This window comes from Allobosea sp. BH3, from assembly GCF_025499465.1.
Lineage (GTDB): Bacteria > Pseudomonadota > Alphaproteobacteria > Rhizobiales > Beijerinckiaceae > Allobosea.
In genome coordinates, this window is record NZ_JAIMCA010000001.1 from 434465 (window position 1) to 453806 (window position 19342).

Consider the following 19342-nt stretch of genomic DNA (forward strand, 5'->3'; position numbering starts at 1 on the left):
TTGCCGACCGTCTCGGCGGTTCCTGTCTTGGTGGCGGGCCGCTTCTTTTTCCCTTTTCGCAGAAGGAGAATCTCGATGACACTCAATACATTGCACCGGCGTGTGGCGAATGCCGCGCTCTATGGTGGGCTGATTGGGTTTGCCGCCCTGACGGTCGTTCCGATGGTCGCGACGCCGGCGCACGCCGACGCATCCGCCACGGCACGCAACGAGACGATCGTCCGCGATGCGTTTCAGCGTTGGGCTGCCGGGGAGAATGTGTTCCAGCATCTCCTGGCGCCAGACATCGTCTGGACGATTCCGGGCTCAAGCTCCGTCGCTCGTACCTATCGCGGCATGAACGATTTCGTCGAGAATGCGTCCGTGCCGCTGGTCAGCCGCCTTGCAACGCCGCTTGTCCCTCAGGTCCAGCGTATCTGGGCGGTCGAGGACCGCGTCATGATCCGTTTCAACGCGGCCGCGACGACGACCGGCGGGCACCCCTATCGCAACCAGTTCGTCTGGTTCTTCCGGATGAAGGACGGAAAGGTCGCGGAAGCCGAGGCGTTCCTCGACCTCGCTGCCTATGAACAGGTCGTCGCCAACAATACGCCGCGGGCGAAATAAGGACCCTCGCGCCGCGGAGCCCGCGGAAAGCCGCCGCTTGTATTGGGCGCGGTCACGCGCTCATCCGAGCCTCTCGAATTGGTCGTGTGCCCGCTTTCCGGTAACGTCCCAATGTCCCCTCCTGGCGCTTGCGGAACCTACCGGCCGCTTTTGGAGGTGATACTTGCTGACAAAAGACACCACCCACGCCAACCTGATCGACCGGCGCCGATAAGGACCGCACTAGCGCGCTCCGATCCAATTCTACCAATCACGTGAGTAATTTCGCGATCGCAACGCTACTTACTCGCAGCGCCGCAGATTCGGCTGACGTCGATCGCCCGAGCGGGCTCAGCGCATCTAAGTGCTGGCGCCCGCTTTCGATAAACATCGTTGCCTCAGCCAAGCCGGAGAGGAACCGGCTCTATTCGTGAGCGCTCGACCAAGCTTCGGCGACTTCGGTACCGGTCGCGAACCAGACGCCCGGGAAGGTCCGGATAAATGCGATCAGTTCGCGGATCAGCGCGATGCGGCTCGGGCGCCCGCCGAACTGCGGGTGGAAGATGATGTCGTAGAGCCCGCCCCAGCGGTAGATTTCCTGGAACTCCGCCTTGTAGATCGCGAGCAGGTGCTCATTGGTGCAGATCGTGCGCGGCGTCTTGGCCGAGAACATCGCATAGGGTGCGTCATCCAGGCTCCAGTGCCAGGGCAGTTCGATCGGCCCCTTGGAACCGTCCTCCAGCACATGGCGATAGGGGTTGATGTCATCCATCAACGAGGAATCGTAGAGGAAGCCGTGCTTCTGCAGCAGCTTGAACAGGCCGGACGAGACCTCGCCGGCCGGCGAGCGATAGCCCTTCGGCACGACGCCGACGGTACGCTTGAGGGCTTCGAGCCCCTTCTCCATCTCCTCGATCTCGCCCTCGGGGTCACCGCTGACCCATTTGTGCGAATAGGAGTGGTGGCCGACCTCGTGGCCGTCCTTGAGGATCATCTCGACGCGGTCGGTGTGGTTCTCCGCCGTCCAGCCCGGCACGAAGAAGGTCGCCTTGATCTCCTCATCGCGCAGCGTGTCGAGGATCTTGGGCACGCCGACCTTGGCGCCGTAGCGGCCCTGGCTCAGCACACCGGGGCGCACCGCGTTCTCGGGGTCACGCGAGGTCCAGAGGGTCTCGGCATCGAAGTCGAAGGTCAGCATCACGGCGCAGCGCGCACCGTTGGGCCATTTAACGCTCATGTCGTGCATCGTGGCATCCTCACGTGTTCAGATCTTGCCGTGGCGGGCAGCGAGATAGCCGCCGTCGACCGGCAGCACCACGCCGGTGACAAAGGAAGCGTCCTCCGACGCCAGGAAGGCGACCGGTCCAGCGATATCGGCGGGCTCGCCCATACGTTCGAGCGGGATCGGGTCGACCACGACCCGCATGTAGAACGGGTTCTCGCGATGGGCGACGGTCATCGGCGTCTGGATTACACCCGGCGCCACCGCATTGACCCGGATGCCGGAAGGGCCGAGCTCGCCGGACAGCTGCCGGGTGAACTGCGCCACGCCGGCCTTGGCCACCGCATAGGCGGTCGTGCCCGGATAGCCCGTCAGCCCGAAGGTCGAGGATATGTTGACGATCCGGCCGCCCGGCTGCGGCAGATGCGGGACGATGGCGCGCGTCACCCGCAGCACCGCCGAGAGGTCGGTGTCGATGATGCGGTCGATCAGCGCGTCGTCTGAATCGAGCAGTTTCTTCGAGCCGCCGATGCCGGCGTTGTTGACGAGGATGTCGATGCGGCCGAAGGCAGCAATGGCCGCCTGAGCGATCGCCTCGCCTGCTCCACGCGCGGTGACATCGCAGGTGAAGGCTGCCTGGCCGAGGCGCTTCGCGGTCTGCTCCACCTCGGGGATGAGGTCGACGAGCAGCACGCTTGCCCCATCGGCGGCGAAGCGCGCCGCGATGCCTTCGCCGATGCCGCGCGCGGCGCCGGTAACGATGACGACTTCCCCGGCGAAACGGGTCGGATCAGGCAAGGCGACCTCCATCGACAGGCAGCGCGACGCCGGTGGTGAAGCCAGCGTCGTCGCTGAGGAGATACATCACGGCGCCGGCGACCTCGTCCGGCGTACCGAAGCGGTTCATCGGGTGGCGCGATTTCTGGAAGGCGGCGCGCGCGGCCTGCGCTGCCGCGTCGCCAGCCTGCGCGATGGAGCGGTCGCTCATCGGGCTGTCGATCGTGCCGGGGCAGACGCAGTTGAAACGGATATTCTCGGTGGCGTGGTTGAGCGCGAGGCTCTTCGTCAGCAGCGTGACCGCGCCCTTGCTGGCGGAATAGACCGAAAGCACGGGCGACCCCTGCAGACCGGCCGTCGAGGAGAACAAAACGACGGAGCCGCGCCCGAACTCGCGCATCTGCGGGACGAAGGCCTTAGCCGTCAGCCAGCAGCCCTTGACGTTGACGTCGAAGACGAGGTCCCACTCGTCCTCTGTCACCTCGATCGCGATCTTGGAGGGCCCGACGAGTCCTGCGGCCGCAACCAGAAGCTCGACCGGACCGAGCTCGGCAAGCGCCATGGCCGCAGCCCTTTCGAGGTCGGCGGCCGAGGTCACGTTGCCGGTGACGCTGATCGAGCCGGGGCAAAGAGCAGCCGTCTCGGCGAGGCCCCCGGGATCGCGGTCGAAGAGCAGGAGCTTCGCGCCTTCCCGCGCCAGCGCCTTGGCGCTGGCGCGCCCGAGCGCGCCGGCCGCGCCCGTTATCGCCGCGACGCGGCCTTCGAACCGTCCGGTTCCCTGGGTGCCCATGATCGTGACCTCGCAGATGGCGGCGGGAGCGGTGTTGCCTCGCGGCTAGTGCTCGCTTCCGCCGAGGTAGAATTCCTGGAGTTCTTCCATGGCGACGCCGTCGCCGACTTCGCGCTCATAGGCGATGCGCCCGCCCCGGATGACGTAGATGTGGTCGGCGATATCGAGCGCCATGCCGACATTCTGCTCGACGAGAAGGAGTGTCAGGCCGAGATCGCGCAAGCCGAGGATCGCCTCGGCAATCTCCTCGACGATGCGCGGGGCGAGCGCAGCTGAAGGCTCGTCGAGCAGCAGCACGCTGGGGCGTGCCATCAGCGAACGGCCGATCGAAAGCATCTGGCGCTCGCCGCCGGAAAGCATGCCGGCATTGACCTTTCGGCGCTCGCGCAGGCGCTTGAAGCGAATGTATACGGCCTCGAGGTCATGGGCGATGCCGGCGCGGTCCGAGCGGCGGTGATAGGCGCCCATCAGCAGGTTCTCCTCGACGCTCATCGCGGCGAAGACCTCCTTGCCCTGCGGCACCATGGAAAGCCCGAGCGCCGAGCGCCTTTCGGCCGGCACGTCGTTGATGACCTCGCCGTTGAGCTCGACCGTGCCTTCCTGCACGTCGACGAGGCCGACGGTCGCCTTCAGGGTCGTCGACTTGCCAGTGCCGTTGCCGCCCAGCAAGGCGACGAGGCCGCCGGTCGGGACCGTGAGGCTGACCCCGTGCAGGATGCGGGTGCGGCCGTAGCCGGCGACAATGTTCTCAAGCCTGAGCACGGCGCTTCCACCCCGATCCGATATAGGCCTCCACCACGACCGGGTCCTTCACCACCACATCCGGCGCGCCCTCGGCGATCTTCTTGCCGGAATCGAGCACGACGACGCGGTCACACAGGTCCCGCACCACGCGCATCACGTGCTCGACGAGCAGGATGGAGATGCCGAACTCGTCGCGCAGGCGGCGGATCAGGGCGATCAGCTTGTCGACATTGGGCGGCGAGAGGCCGGCAGCCGGCTCGTCGAGCACGAGCAGCGTCGGCTCGCTCATCAGCCCGCGCGCGATCTCTACCATGCGCTGCTGGCCGATCGACATAGCGGTGACGGGACGGTCTGCGAACTCCTGCAGGTCGAACCAGGCGAGCAGCTCGCGCGCCTTAACGCGAGCCCGGGCGTCTTCTGCCCGGGAATCGGCGCGGCCGAAAAAGGAATCGACCACGCTCGTCTTCATGCGCATGTGGTTGGCGAGGACGAGGTTCTCCTCGACGCTGAGCGACTGGAACAGCCGCAGCATCTGGAAGGACCGGGCCATGCCGGCACGAGCCCGCCTGTGCAGCGCCATGCGCGCGATGTCGGCGCCGTTGAACGAGAGCGAGCCCTCGTCGGCCATCATCTCGCCGGTGACGAGGTTGACCATGGTCGATTTGCCGGAGCCGTTCGGGCCGATCAGCCCGAGGATCTGCCCTTTCTCGACCGCAAGGTCGACCGCATCGACCGCCACCACCCCGCCGAAGCGCTTGGTGATGCCCCTGGCCTCGATGATAGCGCTCATCGGGCAGCCCTCTTGCGCAGCCGGCCGATGACACCTTCCGGCATCAGCGTGATGGCGAGGACGAGCAGGACGCCGTAGATCAGCATCTTGTATTCGGCGAACTTGCCGAGAAGCTCCGGCACCAGCACGAGGAAGACCGCGCCGAGGATCGGGCCAATGAATGTGCCGCGCCCGCCGAGCACCATCATCGCCACCACGGTAGCGGAGATCCAGATCGTGTAGTCGTCCGGGGTGACGCCGCGCAAGGCATGCGCCGTCAGGACGCCAGCCACGCCGGCGAGCGCGGCCGAAGCGACGAAGGCGGACAGCTTGCCGCGGGTCGTGTCGATGCCGACGGCGGCGGCCAGCGTCTCGTCGTCGCGTATAGCGATCCATTCGGAGCCAATCCGGGAATGGGCGAGGCGCCAGGCGACGAGCAGGCAGATCACCGAGACCGCCAAAGTCAGCCAGTAATAGGAACGCAGCGAGCCCATCTCGATGGTGACGAAGCCGAGGTTCAGCGGCGCGGGATTGGCGAGGCTCAGGCCCACCTGCCCGCCGGTGAAGCTCGTCCATTGCGAAATCGTCAGGTAGACGATCGTCTGGAAGGCGATGGTGACGATGGCAAGGAAATGCCCTTTGAGCCGCAGCGCCGGAATGCCCAGCAGCAGCCCGAACAGCCCTGCGACGAGCGCGCCCGCCGGCAGGTTGAGCCAGATCGGGCTGCCCATGTCGCGGTTCAGAATCGCCGCCGTATAGGCGCCGAGACCGTAGAAGGCGCCGGTTGCGAAGGAGAACTGGCCGCAATAGCCGGCGACGAGATCGAGCCCGACAGCGAGGATGATGAAGAACAGCATCATCATCAGCACATTGGTCTCGTAGCCGCCCAGGAAGAACGGCGCGAAGGCGAGCGCGAGCGCGATACCGAGGCCGGTGAGATAGGGCTTCATGAGCGCTCGGCCACCTTGCCGAAGAGGCCCTGCGGCCTGAACAGCAGCATCAGGATGACGATGACGAAGCCGACGATGTCGCGCATGCCGTTGGCGAGATAGGCCGAGGTCAGCGACTCGGTGATGCCGAGCAGTAGGCCGGCGACTGCCGCACCCGCGACATTGCCCATGCCGCCGAGGATGACGACCGTGAAGGCCTTCAGCGCGATCATGTTGCCGACGACCGGATAGACGAAGAAGATCGAGGACATCAGCATGCCGGCGATGCCGGCGAGTCCCGCCCCGACCATGAAGGTCACCACCGCGACCGACTGGATGCGGACGCCACAGAGCCGCGCCACGGTGGGGTGCTGGGCCATGGCGCGTAGGCTGCGGCCTGTCCAGGTATATTTCAGGATGACATAGAGCACACCGATCAGGATCACCATGGTGAGCGGGATCAGCGTGCGCTGCTGCGGCAGGAAGACGGGCCCGAAATCGGTCGGGATCGAAGCCAGGATCGGGATCTTCGAGACGTCGAGGTTGAGCCGCTGCGGTTGCGGCCCCATCACCACCAATGCGGCGTTCTGCAGCGCGACCGCGAGCCCGAAGGAGGAGATGATCGAGTTCGTCGCGTCATGGCTCTTGAGGGGCTTGTGCAGGATCGCCTCGGCCAGCAGGCCGATGACCGCGGCGGCAAGCAGCACCACCGCGATCGCGGCGAACACCGGCAGCTTGAGCACCGTGATCGCGAGAATGCCGACATAGCCGCCGATCATGTAGAACTCGCCATGAGCGAAGTTCACCACGCCGAGGATGCCGAAGATCAGCGTCAGGCCAACGGCGACGAGCACATAGGTCGAGCCCGTCACGACGCCGTTGGCGACGTATTGAAGAAACAGATCCATGATCTTGTCCGGATGGAGGGCGGGCTCAGATGTCGAGCCGGCGCTTACCGTCCTTGATGACCGCGATGAAGTTCGGGAACTTGACGCTGCCCTTTTCGTCGAAGGCAGCGGTCGCACCCGCCGGCCCCTGCACGATCGGGAAGTCCTTCATCCCGCTCTTCAGCATCTTCTGGATCTCGAGGCCGTCCGACTTGCCAACGCGGCGCAGCGCCTCGATTGCGATGTTCGTCGAGTCGTAACCGAGCGAGGAGAAGGTATTGGCGTCGAAGTCGTGCTTCTTGCGCCAGCGCTCGGCGAAGGCCTTGCCGACCGGGTTGGGCGTTGAGGCCTCGAACAGGCTGGCGACCGCGAAGCCTTCGGAAGCAGGACCCGCAAGCTTGATGAAGTCATCCGAGAGCATGGAGCCTGAGCCGACGAACTGGGCCCTCAGACCGATCTCGGCCGCCTGGCGCAGGATGTTGGCGCCGTCGCCGGCCCAACCACCGATATAGACCGCCTCCGGACGCAGGCTGCGCAGACGCGTAAGCATCGACGAAAAGTCCTGCTCGCCCGCGTTGAACCCGTCTTTCGAGACGATCTGCCCGCCGACGCCGTTGACGACGCGCGTCACCTGCTCGGCCAGCGTGACGCCGTAATTGGTGTTGTCATGGATGATCGAGACCTTGGTCTTCTTGAACTTCTCGACGATCGCCTTCGCGGTATCCTCGCCTTGGGCGTTGCTGTCGGGCCAGGAGCGGAAGAACCACGGATCGCCGGCCGTGTTCTGGTCAGTGGCGCCGGCGCCGGTCGAGCCGCCGGAAAGCATCGGGATCTTGTATTCGGCCGCAACCTTCGAGGCCGCGATGGCGACCGCCGAGGCGTAGGTGCCGATGATGAAGGGCACCTTCTCGCGCTCGATCAGGCGGCGCACTGCGGTGACGCCCTTGGTCGAGTTGCTCTCGTCATCCTCGAGCACGAGTTCGATCTTGCGGCCGAGGACGCCGCCCTTCTCGTTCCACTCGGCGACCGCGAACTGGAGACCCTGAACGATCTGGCGGCCTTCGATGCTCGCCGGGCCGGAGAAGGGCAGCATGCCGCCGATCTTCAGCGGCTCGCCGCTCTGCGCCCGAACGATGGCGGGCGCTGCAACCGTGGCACCCATGGCAGCGAGGATTTGACGGCGGGACAACAGCGTCATGGGGAACCTCTCGAGCGCAGATCGTATCGGGCATCGATACTTCTATATCGATAGTGATCCGGCTGCGACGAGGCTGTCAAATGGCGAATGAGTTCGGCACGTAGAAAATTTTTCAACTTTGCTCAAATTGCAGGCAACGAAAGCCGGGCTTGCAAAGGCTCCTTTCGACCCTCCATAAAGGAGTAAATCGAGACGATCGTATCGTTTAACGATACGCCCACAGCCGCGTCGGATCGGACGGCAAGGAACAGCGCATGACCCAGCACAGCGAGCCCGTCCGCCATGAAGAGATTCCGGTCGAGGGACTGACGGAAGCTGCCGAAATCCTCGTCGACCGCTGGGGAATCCCGCATCTGCGCGCCGGCAACAAGACCGACCTCTTCTTCCTTCAGGGCTTCAACGCGGCGCGCGACCGGCTCTGGCAGATCGACATCTGGCGCAAGCGCGGCCTCGGCCTTCTGGCCCGCGACTTCGGGGCCGGCTATCTCGCCCAAGACCGCGCCTGCCGCGCCTTCCTTTATCGGGGGGACATGGATTGCGAATGGGCGAGCTATGGCGAGGATACGCAGGAGATCGCGACGGCCTTCGTAGCCGGCATTAATGCCTATATCGCACTGACCGAACGCGAGCCCGAGCGCCTTCCGCCCGAATTCGGCATCCTCGGCACCCGGCCCGAGCGCTGGGCGCCGGAAGACGTCGTGCGGATCCGCAGCCATGCACTGACCCGCAACGCACTCTCCGAGGTGCTGAGGGCGCAGGTCGCGCCGCGTGCGGGCGACCACAACGACTTGCTGCGCAAGTTCCTGGAGCCGGCGCACCGGCCGCAGGCGGCCGACGGCATCGACCCGGCGACGATCCCGCTCGCGGTGCTCGACCTGTTCAAGCTCGCCACCGCGCCCGTCACCTTCGAGGGCGAGCGGCTTGCGGCGCCGCTCGATCAGGCGGGTGCCTGGACCAAGATCAACGACCTGCAGTCCGTGGTGATGGATTCCGAGTGGACCGGCTCGAACAACTGGGCCGTCGCGCCTCATCGCACCGGGACCGGGCGCGCCATGATGGCCTCCGATCCGCATCGCAACCATTCCGTGCCGGCGCTGCGCTACATCGTCCACCTGACCGCCCCGGGCATCGACGCGATCGGCGCCGGCGAGCCTTGCGTGCCCGGCATCTCGGTCGGCCATAACGACAGGATCGCCTTCTCGCAGACGATTTTCGGGTCCGATCAGGAAGACATCTACGTCTATGAGCTCGACCCGGCCGATCACGGCCGCTACCGCTTCGGTGATGGCTGGAGGACCTTCGAGGCCCGCGAAGAGCGCTTCGAAGTGAAGGGAGCGCCCGAGCAAACCGCGATGCAGCTCTATTCCCATCACGGGCCCCTGCTGCACGTCGATGCCGCGCGCAACAGGGCCTACGGCATCAGGTCGATCTGGTTCGAGCCGGGGTCCTCGGCCTATCTCGCGGGGCTGCGCTCAATGCGGGCCGGTGACCTCGACCAATTCCGCGATGCGATCGCCCGCTTTGCGACCCCCTCGCTCAACCATCTCTACGCCGATGTCGACGGCACGATCGCCTGGCTTCCTTTCGGCATGACGCCGAAGCGCCGCAACTGGGACGGACTGCTGCCGGCCCCGGGCGACGGGCGCTTCGAGTGGGACGGCTTCCTCGCGCTCGACGAGATGCCTTCGAAGGTCAATCCGCCCGAAGGCTTCGTCTTCTCGGCCAACGAAGCCAACTTGCCCGCCGACTGGGACGGCAAGGACGTCGAGATCGGCTATGAATGGCTGGAGAAGAGCCGGGCGCTGCGTATCCACCAGGTTCTGAGCGGCGATGGGAAGCACGGCATCGCTGCGGGCGCCGCACTGCAGACCGACGTCTTTTCCTGGCCAGCCCTGCGCCTGCGCCCGCTGGTCGAGGCCCTGGCGCCGGCGACGGAGAGCGCGGCGAAGGCGCGAGACCTGCTGATCGCCTGGGACTGCGAACTGCATGTCGATTCAGCGGCCGGCGCGCTGAGCGAGCTCTGGTTCACCCACCATCTGAAGCCCACCCTGTTCGCGCTGCTCGTGCCGGACGCGAAGCTGCGGGCACTGCTGGCGCCGGGCGATGTCGAGGGCATCCTGACGATACTGGAGCAACCAGACCGGCGCTTCGGCGAGGCGCCCACGGCGGCGCGCGACGCCCTCCTGCTGGCGACGCTCGCCAGTGCCTGGGATGATGCTGCCAAGCGTCTGGGCGCCGATCCTGCCGCCTGGAACTGGGGCAAGCTGCACCACGGCTTTTTCGAGCACGCGGTTTCGCCGGTGGCAGGTTCCGCTCGCTCCGCTCTCGATGTCGGGCCGCTGCCCAAGGGTGGCAGCGCCTCGACCGTCATGCATGCCGCTTATCGGGCGCAGGATTTCAGGGTGACGATGGGTGCATCGGTGCGTCTGCTGATGGATGTCGGCAACTGGGACGAAAGCCTGTGTATCAACGCGCCCGGTCAGTCCGGCGACAGCCGGTCACCGCACTACCGGGATCTTTCGACACTCTGGGCCAGGGGCGAGTATGTGCCCCTGCTCTACTCGCGCACGGCCGTGGACGCCGCCGCGGGACAGCGGATCGTGCTGCGCCCCGCCGGCAAGAGCGAGTTGCTCGACGCCGCGGAATGATGTTCGCCGATGTGGCTTAGGCGCCGCTGAGCGCGCGCGCCGCCTCGACCGCGAGCGGCGCGAGCCGCTGGCGGAAATCGTCGATCGACCATTCGCTGAGCGAACCGGCGATATGCACCGCGCCGATCGGCTTGCCGTCCATGTCGAGCACCGGGGCAGCGAGCACGACCTCGCCGATCAGCGCCTCCTCGGCGTGGTGCGAATAGGAGTTGGCGCGCGCCTCGCGGATCTTCTCCCAGATCTGCGGAATCTCCGTCAGCGTCTTCGGCGTCAGCGGGATGCGCTCCGACCGGGCCAGGATGTCGTCCACCTGCGCATCGGGCAAATGCGCCAGGCAGGCCCGGCCACCCGAGGACGCGAAAGTAGGGATGCGACGGCCCGGCAGCGTCGCATAGAAGGTCTCCCGCTTGCTCTGCAGGCGGATCGCATAGATCGTGCTGGTGTCGTCGAACAGGCTCAGATCGACCCGCTCGCCGGTGCGCTTGCGCAACTCGTTCAGCATCGGCGTGGCCCGCTCGATGAGCGGGTTCGAGCGCAGATAGTCGAAGGAACGATCGAGCAGCCGCTTGCCGAGCGTCAGGCCGCCGCCTTCGCCCTTTTCGAGATAACCCCGCGCCAGCAGCGTCTGGCCGATGCGCTGGGCCGCGCTCTTGTTGAGACCCGATGCCGCCGCGATCTCGCCGAGCGACTTCGACCGGGGATTCTGTGCGAAGGCCTCAAGTACATCGAGAGCGCGCGCCACCGATTGCAGGAACAGGCGCTCGTCGATACCGGCGATCGGGACGGTCTTTTTCATGGGCTCGGAGCAGGCTCTGGCAGGGGGCGTCGCCGAAGGCGATGCGGTCACGCCGCCCTCACCTCGCCCAGTGGCACATGCCCCGTCACTAGTACAATACGCACATATTGCAAAGCGATACTCTAGTCTCAGGCCGGAACGGCTGCAGCGAGAGCCTTCAGGTCGAAGCCGGCAGCCTCGGCCTCGCCGAAGCCTAATGGCCTGGGCTTTGCCAGAATTCGCCGCACCAGCATGTTGTCGGCCGGCCGGTTGACCGATTCCGCGCCGACGAACAGCCCGTCCCGGAACGCCAGCAGCGACAGCCGGCGCTCCTCGCGCGAGCCAATCTCGACCAACCGGTCGGTCTGCGCGACGAGCCCGGCCATCTGCAGCTTGTGGCTGCCCTGATCCGACCAGAACCACGGCACCGCGCGATAGGGCTGAGACCGGCCGGCGAGCCGCGCCGCAACCGAGCGGCCCTGGTCGATGGCGTTCTGCACCGACTCGACGCGAATGCGTGCGCCGGAGAACGAGCTCGGATGGCTCGCACAGTCACCGATCGCGGAGATCGCCAGGTCCTGCGTCTGCAGCAATTCGTCGACCACGATGCCGTTATCGACCGCGAGCCCCGCCTGCGCCGCGAGATCGTCGTTGGCGACGCCGCCGATGCCCATCAGGACGAGATCGGCCGGCAGCAGCCGGCCGTCATCGAGACGCCCCCCCGTGACCTTGCCAGCATCGTCCTCGATGGCAGCAAGCCGCGCGCCGAAATGCATGGCGATGCCGGCTTCCGCGTGCCACTGCCGGAACAGCTCCGACATCGTCGGCGTCACGGAGCGCGCCATCGGCCGATCGGCGGCCTCGATGACACTGACGGCGAGCCCGGCCTTGGCGGCGACGGAGGCGAATTCCAGACCAATGAACCCAGCGCCGACGACCACCGCGCTGCGCGCCTGCCCGATCCGCCGAGCGAGCGCGGCCGCATCGGCCATGCTGCGCAGATACATGACGCCGTCGAGCGCGGCGCCAGGGCCGCTCCAGAGCCGCGCGCGCGAGCCTGTCGCCAGCACGAGATGGCCGTATCCCACGCGCCGGCCGTCGGAGAGGGCGAGTTCCTGCCGCACCCGATCGATCGTGGTCGCTCGCGCGTCGCACAGAACCTCGACTCGCAACTCGTCGAGCAGGCTGCGCGGCCGCAGGACAAGGCTTTCGGCAGATATCGTCCCCTGGAGATAGCCCTTAGAGAGCGGCGGGCGCTGATAGGGCAGCGTCGGCTCATCTCCGACTATCAGAATGGAGCCGCCGAACGCCTCCTCACGGAGAGAGAGCGCCGCCTGCAGCCCGGCCTGTCCGGCGCCGAGGATCAGGACGTCGGCGCGGCTACCAGCCGCGATCTTGGCCAATTCCGACATAGGTCTTCTAACTTCGCCCCACTTCAGCGCATCTTCTTTACGCGAACCGGTATCAACTTCGCTCGAAAATGCTCCCGCCGTTCAAATCTGCGCCTCGGGCAGTTCGAGCACCAGCCCGTCGAGCGCCTCGCTGACCGGTATCTGGCAAGACAGACGGGAATTGTCGCGCCGTTCCGTGGCGGTGGCGTCGAGGAGTTCGTCCTCGGCCGCGCTGATCGGTGGCAGGCGGTCGAGCCATTCCGGTTCGACGAAGACATGGCAGGTCGCGCAGGTCATCGAGCCGCCGCACTCCCCCAGGATCCCGGCAACCTGGCGCCCCACGGCCGCATGCATGACGGTCTCGGCGCCGCCTGCATCGAAGGCGATGCGCTCGCCATCGGGGCGAACGAAGGTGATCATCGGCATGGCCTGTTCCTGAAACTTGTCGGGCGCCGCAGCCGTCAGGCCGCCTTGACCGCGAGTGGCAGCGTCGCAAGGCTGCGGAGGTTGTTGTTGAGCGCGCGGGTCGGCTCGCCGGTCAGTTCCAGAGCTGAGACGCGCGAGACCAGCGCCTTGAGCAGGACCTCGCCTTCGAGCCGGGCGATCATCTGGCCGATGCACATATGCACGCCGTTTCCGAGCGCGAGATGGCCCATGGTCTGCCGCGTGACGTCGAAGCGATCAGGGTTCTCCCAACGCTCCGGGTCGCGATTGGCCGAGGCCAGGATGATCAGGATCTTGGAATCAAATGGCACGGTGACGCCGTCGATCTCGACCTCGCGCATCGTCTGCCGGCAGACGTTCTGGATCGGCGTCTCAAGGCGCATCGCCTCCTCGAGCGCGCCGCGCACGCGGCTCGGGTCGTCGCGCAGCAGCTGCCACTGCGCGGGATCCTTGGCGAGATACCAGAGCGCCGCCGAGATCATGCTGGACGTCGTGTCGAGGCCGCCGCGCAGGAAGGAGCGCACCAGTAGCGGCGCGACGTCTTGCTCGATCTCGCCGGCGTCGGCCGCCTGGAAGATCTTCTCGCCGAAGCCCCCCGGCACCATCGCCTCGCGCTTCATGCTGTCGAGATACCAGTCCCAGATCAGATCGGCCTTGCGCTGTGTCGCCTCATAGCGCTCGTTCTTCGGCCCCTGGCCATCGAAATTGAGGGCGCCCAGCAGGAACAGGTTCTCGCGGCGCTCAGGGGAATCCGCCAGACCCAGCGCGGCCGGAAAGGTGGTCGCGACGAAGGTTTCTGAGAAGTCCCGCACGCCGCAGAAGGAGCGCTGGGTGACGATCTCGTCAGCAAGGCGCTCGGCCTCGGCCTCGAAATCCTGGCGCCATTGCCGGATTACGGCGGGCGAGAGGATGCGCTGCAGCGCGGTGCGGACCTTAGTATGCTGCGGCGGGTCGACCTCGACGATCGGGCTGCCGGGCCGCCAGGCGCCCGGCTTGCGGATGTCGCCAAGCCCCGAGCCGCCGGTAGAGGAGAAAGTCTCCCAATCCTTGAGGGCAGGCATGATGTCCTTATGCCTGCCCATGGCATAGACGCCGTATTGCTGCAGCCAGCCAACGGGCCCTGCCGCCCGCAGTGCAGCGTGCATTTCGAACGGGCTTTCAAGCACCGCATCCGCATAGGGATCGATATCGAGGGCCGGCGCGGTCCGCCCGGCGATATCAGCAGAAGCGAGATCGGACATGAAATGCTCCTTCTCGACGCCTCCGCGGCTCTTTATCCGCAGACGTATCGTCAGACAATACGATAATATCGAGAATGATGTGGCCGCCAATCCGCACTGTCAATCGCGCATCGCGTCGAGAGCGCCCAAATTCGGAGCGTGGCTTGCACAGCGGGCAGCAGCCGCCGAGAGCGAGCCGTCGTGAAGTGACGGCTCGCTCCGAGGCGATCTGGAGGCGACCCCTGTGCGGGCCCAGATCACCTCAACCGGCAACGGCCGCCCGCTTGGCCGCCTCGGCGACGTAGCTCGTGTCGGCATAGCTCGCGACCTCGATACGCTTGGCGAGGAAGCCGAGATCATTGGTGATATCGATGGTCTTCTGGATGCCCTCGATGTCCGGCACCATGTTCGGGTCGCGGTAGTAGTCGTCCTTGGTCAGCAGGTAGCCGATCGATTCCGGGGTGCGCTTCGATTCAGCTGCGATGATGCGCAGCGCCTCGGTCTTGTTCGCCGGGTCCGACAGCCAGCGCAGGGCGCGGATGTAGTCTTCCAGCATGTCGACCACCGCCGCGCGATTGGCGGTCAGAAAGGCGGTGCGGGCGGCAAGGAAGTTGTAGACCGTCGGCCCCATCGCGTCGAAGGAGGTGAACAGCCCGCGATACTTGCCTTCCTTGACGAGCTGTTCCGCCATCGGCATCTGGATCGTCGTGGCGTCGATCTTGTCGTCCTCGATCATCGGCAGCATGTTCGAGAAGGTGACCTCGACGAAGGACACGTCGCGCTTCTCGTCCATCTTGTGCTTGCGCAGCATGGCGACGATGCTGGTGTAGCTCGCCGAGCCGATGCCGTTGACGCCGATCTTCTTGCCCTTGAGATCGGTGACGTCCTTGATCCCCGAATTGGCCTTCACATAGAGCGTCTGCGAGCGATAGCCGCCACGCCCGTCCTGCAGGCTGTCGGCGATGACCTTGATGTCGACGCGGGCGTTGGTGATCGCCAGCGCCAGCGCGGTCGGCGCAAAAACGCCGACGTCGATCTGGCTCGCGGCGAAGGCCGTGATCATCGGCGTGCTGGCCGAGAAATTCTGCGGCTCGGCGATGTAGGACTTGCCGTGGTGCTTCAGCACCGGCGTCTTGAAGATCGCCGGGACGAGATGGGTCGGCATCGTCGACCAGGCGAACCTGATCTTCACGGGCTCGGCTGCGCGCGCACCGTGGATGGCAGGCATCGCAAGGGCGCCCCCGACGAAAAGTCTCCGCGTGAGTTCGGTCATATCGCTGTTTCCCTCGTTCCAAATGGTCGCGTCTTGTTGGCAACACATGATCCGCCGCTTGAACGGCTTGTCGTTTTCGTCGGCCGGAGCCGGATCCGATCAGGTTGAATCAACCTGATCGGTGAATCCGTCTCTCACTATTTGATAGAGAACGCGTGATCCGATCGGACTGCTACGCAGTCTGATCGGCGCGTGCTCTAGAGCGCTGGGGCTCCGCTCCGACGTCAGGCAGTCGCTCCGGCCCTCCCTTCCGAGTGCCAGCACAGAAGCCGACGCCGGCCGAAGGCGACGCCGCGGATGAGGACGGTGCCGACGAATGCAATCTCGACGACGCCGGCGAAGAGGCCGGGGGAGTCAGCGTAGCGCTGCGCGTCGAGCAGCTGGCCGCCGAGCCCGCCGACGCCGGTCAGCATCTCGCTCACCAGCGTTGCGATCATGGCCGTCGGCAGCGCGATCTGAAGGCCTGTCAGGATCTGCGGCGTCGCCGCCGGCAGGATGATCTCGCGCATCAACTCGCCCGGCTTCGATCCGAGCGAGCGCGCGGCCCAGAGCAGCTGCTTGTCGACGCCGCTCGCGCCGGCATGGCTGTTGATGGCGATGATAAAGAAGGGTGAGAGCGCCGTGATCGCCACCACGGATGCGTCGTTGAGGCCGAGCCAGAGCACGATGATCGGCAGGAAGGCGATCTTCGGCGTCGGGAAGCCGACCGAGACGATGGGATCGAAGAACCAGCGCATGGCACCGGACACCGCCATCACTATGCCGAGCGAGACGCCGAGCACCGCGGCGATGCTGAAGCCGCTGAGCGCGCGCGCCGTCGTCAGCGCCATGGCCGAGGCGAGGCTGCCGCTCAGCAGATCCTCCCAGATGCGGCCAATCACTACCGAAAAGGCCGGCAGCAGGAACGGCGTCAGCAGCCCGGAGCGCGCCACACCCTCCCACATTGCGATGAGCACGAGGACGGGAGCGAGCGATACGGCGAAAGAGCGAAGCCCCGTCATGTCCGCCACCTCAGCAGATGGCCGGAGAGCCGGCGGAAGCAACGATCGGCGAGGAAGCCGAGCAGCATCACCGTGAAGGTGCAGGCGAACATCTTGGGGTACTGGCTGCCATCGCCATAGATGCGGATCAGAAAGCCGATGCCCTCGTTGGATATCAGCAACTCCGAGGAGACGAGCAGCACGAAGGTCAGCGCCAGCGCGGTGCGCACGCCTGCGAGGATGTCCGGGATCGCCGCCATCACGGCGACATCACGCAGCCGCGCCCAGCCATTCGCGCCCAGGCTCGCCGCCGACCAGATAAGCGTACGCTCGACGCCACGAACGCCGTTGAAGGTCGCGGTGCTGATCGGCAGGAAGCAACCGAGAAAGATCAGGAAGACCTTCGACGAGTCGCCGATGCCGAACCAGATGATCGTCAGTGGGATCAGGGCCGATTTCGGCAGCGGATAGAACAGCTGGACAATCGGGCCGATCGTCAGATTGACGCTACGCCAGGTCGCCATCGAGGTGCCCAGCGCGATGCCAAGCACGAGAGCCGCCGAAAGCCCGGCAAGCCCGCGCAGCACCGAGGCGACGATGTTGCGGTAATAATCCGGATCGGCCAGCAGATCGCCCCAAGCGGCGAGAATCGTCGAGAGTGGCGGCAGTGCATATTGCGAGACCACGCCGCTGCGCGAGACCAGCTCCCAGAGCAAGGCGAGGATCGCGAGCGGCGCGTAGGTCGCGGCGAACCTAGCCATGCGAGGCTCCGATCTCCGCCTTCACCTGGTTCCAGATGTATTCGACCGTATCGTCGAAGCGCTTGCCGCCGGCGAACTCACCACCCTTCTCGAAATCAGTGTCGACGATCTCCTTGATCCGGCCCGGGCGCTTCGTCATCAGCACGACCCGCTGCGACAGATAGACGGCCTCGCGAACGTCGTGGGTGACGAAGAGCACCGTCTTGCCCGTGCTGCGCCAGATCTCCAGCAGCTGCTCCTGCATGATGCTGCGCGTCTGCGCGTCGAGCGCGCCGAAGGGCTCGTCCATCAGCAGGATCGAGGGGTCGACGGCCAGCGTCCGCGCAATCGCCGCGCGCTGGCGCATGCCGCCCGAGAGCTGCGAGGGGAAGCTGTCCTCGAAGCCGGCGAGCCCCACCTCCCGGATAAGCCGCGCAGCGCGCTCGAGCCGCTCAGCCTTCGGAACACGCTGTTTCTCCATGCCGTAGAGCACGTTCTGCTGCACGGTCTTCCAGGGGAACAGGGCGAATTGCTGGAAGACCACGCCGCGATCAGGCCCCGGCCCCGCAAGCGGACGCCCCTCGACTATGATCGAGCCCTGGTTGAAGGGCACGAAGCCGCCGACGATGTAGAGCAGCGTGGACTTGCCGCAGCCGGAAGGACCCAGGATCGAGACGAACTCGCCCTTCGCAATCGACAGCTCGATGCCATCGAGCGCGCGGACCTTCTGCTGGCCGGCCGTCTCGTATTCGAAATTGAGCCCGGAGATCTCGATGGCCGCCTCGGCGGCAGCCGTAGCGGGCAAGCCGTTCACGACGACAGCTCCGGCAGGTCGACCCAGCGCCGCTCGGCATGGCTGCGGTAGCAGGCATCGACCAGCTGAAGCGCCCTCGCCCCGGAAATGAGTGGCGAAGGGAAAGGCGAGCCGTCCTGCACATGGCGCAGGAACAGCTCCCAGCCCATGCGATAGCTGTTGAGGTAGGGGTCCATCGAGGGGACCTCCTGCCATTTGGCGAGGTGGTCGTTGTCCTGGAATACATCGACATCCCAGCGCGGGCGCGGCGTCGCGGCGAGCGGCTGGAGAAAGCAGCGATGCAGCGTCGCATAGGCCGAGCCGTCGGTGCCGTCCACCTGGATCGTCAGCATGTCCTCGCGCCGCACGCGGGTAACCCAGGAGCTGGCGATCTGCACTGTCACGCCGCCATCGAGCTCGACCGTAGCGAAGGCCTCATCCTCGACATCGACGTCGTAAGGCTCGCCGCGCTCGTCGATGCGCCGCGGAATCCGCGTCGCCATGCGACAGGACACCGAGGTCATCGTCCCGAACAGCGTCTCGACGATGTAGCGCCAGTGCGGAAACATATCGAGGACGAGCCCGCCGCCCTCTGCCCGCTTGTAGTTCCAGCTCGAGCGCTGCGAGGGATGCAGCGCGCCGTCGAAGATCCACCAGCCGAAATCGAGCCGCACCGTCAGCATGCGGCCGAGCGCCCCGCTCTCGATCACCTTGCGTAGCTTCTGCAGCCCCGGCAGGTAGATCTTGTCCTGGACCACGCCGTTCCGGACGCCGGCGGCCTGCGCCCCCCGCGCGATCGCCAGCGCCTCATCACGATCGCCCGCGATCGGCTTCTCCAGATAGACGTGCTTGCCGGCCGCTATCGCCGCCAGCGCCCGCTCCCTGCGCCCCACGGTGGCGCTGACGTCGAAATAGATCTCGTTGCGCGCATCGGCGAGGCAGGCCTCGCTGTCCGTGCTCCATTCCAGCCCGCCATGTGCCACGGAAAGCTGCTTCAGCTTGTCCGGGTTGCGCCCGAGCAGCACCGGCTCCGGCATCAGCACCACGCCACCCTGGCAGCGAACGCCTCCCTCGCGCCGTATGGCAAGTAGCGAGCGGACGAGATGCTGGTTCGTTCCCAGCCGCCCGGTCACGCCATTCATGATGATGCGCAAATTCCGCGTGCTCACTGCCCTGC

At 65.9% G+C, this 19342-nt stretch carries 19 protein-coding genes; 2 read left to right on the forward strand and 17 right to left on the reverse strand.

Features of this window, described 5'->3' with window-relative positions:
• Positions 1-606, forward strand: coding sequence for a nuclear transport factor 2 family protein (locus tag BoBH3_RS02085; protein ID WP_262329095.1), 606 nt, complete (start codon positions 1-3; stop codon positions 604-606).
• A 403-nt stretch (positions 607-1009) separates the two neighbouring features.
• Here BoBH3_RS02085 and BoBH3_RS02090 read toward each other — a convergent pair whose 3' ends face one another.
• From BoBH3_RS02090 to BoBH3_RS02125, 8 genes are read right to left on the reverse strand one after another with little or no spacing between them, the layout of a single operon-like run.
• Positions 1010-1822, reverse strand: coding sequence for a polysaccharide deacetylase family protein (locus BoBH3_RS02090; RefSeq protein WP_262329096.1), 813 nt, complete (start codon positions 1820-1822; stop codon positions 1010-1012).
• Between the two features lie 27 nt (positions 1823-1849).
• Positions 1850-2605: an SDR family NAD(P)-dependent oxidoreductase gene (locus BoBH3_RS02095; protein WP_262329097.1), complete on the reverse strand. Its 756-nt coding sequence runs from the start codon at positions 2603-2605 to the stop codon at positions 1850-1852.
• Positions 2598-3374 (reverse strand): SDR family NAD(P)-dependent oxidoreductase, encoded by a 777-nt coding sequence (locus tag BoBH3_RS02100; RefSeq protein WP_262329098.1) that lies wholly within the window; start codon positions 3372-3374, stop codon positions 2598-2600. The genes BoBH3_RS02095 and BoBH3_RS02100 overlap by 8 nt, the downstream gene beginning before the upstream one ends.
• A 45-nt stretch (positions 3375-3419) precedes the next feature.
• Positions 3420-4136 (reverse strand): ABC transporter ATP-binding protein, encoded by a 717-nt coding sequence (locus BoBH3_RS02105; RefSeq protein ID WP_262329099.1) that lies wholly within the window; start codon positions 4134-4136, stop codon positions 3420-3422.
• Entirely contained in the window at positions 4123-4908 is a 786-nt protein-coding gene (locus tag BoBH3_RS02110) for an ABC transporter ATP-binding protein (RefSeq protein WP_262329100.1), read from the reverse strand. Before BoBH3_RS02110 ends, BoBH3_RS02105 begins: the two co-directional genes overlap by 14 nt.
• Positions 4905-5837 carry a branched-chain amino acid ABC transporter permease gene (locus BoBH3_RS02115; RefSeq protein WP_262329101.1) on the reverse strand — a complete coding sequence of 311 codons (933 nt, stop codon included), beginning with the start codon at positions 5835-5837 and terminating at the stop codon, positions 4905-4907. Before BoBH3_RS02115 ends, BoBH3_RS02110 begins: the two co-directional genes overlap by 4 nt.
• Complete coding sequence (locus BoBH3_RS02120) at positions 5834-6724, reverse strand: branched-chain amino acid ABC transporter permease (protein WP_262329102.1); 891 nt, start codon at positions 6722-6724, stop codon at positions 5834-5836. Before BoBH3_RS02120 ends, BoBH3_RS02115 begins: the two co-directional genes overlap by 4 nt.
• Positions 6725-6749: 25 nt before the next feature.
• Positions 6750-7901, reverse strand: coding sequence for an ABC transporter substrate-binding protein (locus BoBH3_RS02125; protein ID WP_262329103.1), 1152 nt, complete (start codon positions 7899-7901; stop codon positions 6750-6752).
• A 254-nt stretch (positions 7902-8155) separates the two neighbouring features.
• Between BoBH3_RS02125 and BoBH3_RS02130 the strand changes: the two genes are divergently transcribed.
• On the forward strand, positions 8156-10549 hold the full coding sequence (locus tag BoBH3_RS02130; protein ID WP_262329104.1) for a penicillin acylase family protein: 2394 nt from the start codon (positions 8156-8158) through the stop codon (positions 10547-10549).
• A 16-nt stretch (positions 10550-10565) separates the two neighbouring features.
• On the opposite strand, the gene BoBH3_RS02135 is transcribed toward BoBH3_RS02130, so the two are convergent.
• The 9 genes from BoBH3_RS02135 to BoBH3_RS02175 all read right to left on the reverse strand — a co-directional run bounded on the left by BoBH3_RS02135 (position 10566) and on the right by BoBH3_RS02175 (position 19334).
• Complete coding sequence (locus tag BoBH3_RS02135) at positions 10566-11345, reverse strand: IclR family transcriptional regulator (protein WP_262329105.1); 780 nt, start codon at positions 11343-11345, stop codon at positions 10566-10568.
• A 128-nt stretch (positions 11346-11473) separates the two neighbouring features.
• Positions 11474-12736, reverse strand: coding sequence for an NAD(P)/FAD-dependent oxidoreductase (locus BoBH3_RS02140; protein WP_262329106.1), 1263 nt, complete (start codon positions 12734-12736; stop codon positions 11474-11476).
• Positions 12737-12817: 81 nt separating this feature from the next.
• Complete coding sequence (locus tag BoBH3_RS02145; protein WP_262329107.1) at positions 12818-13141, reverse strand: 2Fe-2S iron-sulfur cluster-binding protein; 324 nt, start codon at positions 13139-13141, stop codon at positions 12818-12820.
• A 35-nt stretch (positions 13142-13176) separates the two neighbouring features.
• Positions 13177-14400, reverse strand: coding sequence for a cytochrome P450 (locus BoBH3_RS02150; RefSeq protein ID WP_262329108.1), 1224 nt, complete (start codon positions 14398-14400; stop codon positions 13177-13179).
• Positions 14401-14641: 241 nt separating this feature from the next.
• Entirely contained in the window at positions 14642-15607 is a 966-nt protein-coding gene (locus BoBH3_RS02155; protein WP_262329109.1) for an ABC transporter substrate-binding protein, read from the reverse strand.
• A gap of 269 nt (positions 15608-15876) precedes the next feature.
• Positions 15877-16653 carry an ABC transporter permease gene (locus tag BoBH3_RS02160; protein WP_262329110.1) on the reverse strand — a complete coding sequence of 259 codons (777 nt, stop codon included), beginning with the start codon at positions 16651-16653 and terminating at the stop codon, positions 15877-15879.
• Positions 16650-17393 (reverse strand): ABC transporter permease, encoded by a 744-nt coding sequence (locus BoBH3_RS02165; protein WP_262329111.1) that lies wholly within the window; start codon positions 17391-17393, stop codon positions 16650-16652. Before BoBH3_RS02165 ends, BoBH3_RS02160 begins: the two co-directional genes overlap by 4 nt.
• Positions 17386-18186: an ABC transporter ATP-binding protein gene (locus tag BoBH3_RS02170; RefSeq protein WP_262329112.1), complete on the reverse strand. Its 801-nt coding sequence runs from the start codon at positions 18184-18186 to the stop codon at positions 17386-17388. The genes BoBH3_RS02165 and BoBH3_RS02170 overlap by 8 nt, the downstream gene beginning before the upstream one ends.
• Positions 18183-19334 (reverse strand): Gfo/Idh/MocA family protein, encoded by a 1152-nt coding sequence (locus BoBH3_RS02175; protein ID WP_262329113.1) that lies wholly within the window; start codon positions 19332-19334, stop codon positions 18183-18185. The genes BoBH3_RS02170 and BoBH3_RS02175 overlap by 4 nt, the downstream gene beginning before the upstream one ends.
• Positions 19335-19342 lie beyond the last annotated feature (8 nt).

Excerpts from the sequence above, each read along its gene's own strand:
- BoBH3_RS02090 (WP_262329096.1), bottom strand. The coding sequence starts at position 1,822 with ATGAGCGTTAAATGGCCCAACGGTGCGCGCTGCGCCGTGATGCTGACC.
- BoBH3_RS02100 (WP_262329098.1), bottom strand. The coding sequence starts at position 3,374 with ATGGGCACCCAGGGAACCGGACGGTTCGAAGGCCGCGTCGCGGCGATA.
- BoBH3_RS02110 (WP_262329100.1), bottom strand. The coding sequence starts at position 4,908 with ATGAGCGCTATCATCGAGGCCAGGGGCATCACCAAGCGCTTCGGCGGG.
- BoBH3_RS02115 (WP_262329101.1), bottom strand. The coding sequence starts at position 5,837 with ATGAAGCCCTATCTCACCGGCCTCGGTATCGCGCTCGCGCTCGCCTTC.
- BoBH3_RS02120 (WP_262329102.1), bottom strand. The coding sequence starts at position 6,724 with ATGGATCTGTTTCTTCAATACGTCGCCAACGGCGTCGTGACGGGCTCG.
- BoBH3_RS02125 (WP_262329103.1), bottom strand. The coding sequence starts at position 7,901 with ATGACGCTGTTGTCCCGCCGTCAAATCCTCGCTGCCATGGGTGCCACG.
- BoBH3_RS02130 (WP_262329104.1), top strand. The coding sequence starts at position 8,156 with ATGACCCAGCACAGCGAGCCCGTCCGCCATGAAGAGATTCCGGTCGAG.
- BoBH3_RS02135 (WP_262329105.1), bottom strand. The coding sequence starts at position 11,345 with ATGAAAAAGACCGTCCCGATCGCCGGTATCGACGAGCGCCTGTTCCTG.
- BoBH3_RS02140 (WP_262329106.1), bottom strand. The coding sequence starts at position 12,736 with ATGTCGGAATTGGCCAAGATCGCGGCTGGTAGCCGCGCCGACGTCCTG.
- BoBH3_RS02145 (WP_262329107.1), bottom strand. The coding sequence starts at position 13,141 with ATGCCGATGATCACCTTCGTTCGCCCCGATGGCGAGCGCATCGCCTTC.
- BoBH3_RS02150 (WP_262329108.1), bottom strand. The coding sequence starts at position 14,400 with ATGTCCGATCTCGCTTCTGCTGATATCGCCGGGCGGACCGCGCCGGCC.
- BoBH3_RS02155 (WP_262329109.1), bottom strand. The coding sequence starts at position 15,607 with ATGCCTGCCATCCACGGTGCGCGCGCAGCCGAGCCCGTGAAGATCAGG.
- BoBH3_RS02160 (WP_262329110.1), bottom strand. The coding sequence starts at position 16,653 with ATGACGGGGCTTCGCTCTTTCGCCGTATCGCTCGCTCCCGTCCTCGTG.
- BoBH3_RS02165 (WP_262329111.1), bottom strand. The coding sequence starts at position 17,393 with ATGGCTAGGTTCGCCGCGACCTACGCGCCGCTCGCGATCCTCGCCTTG.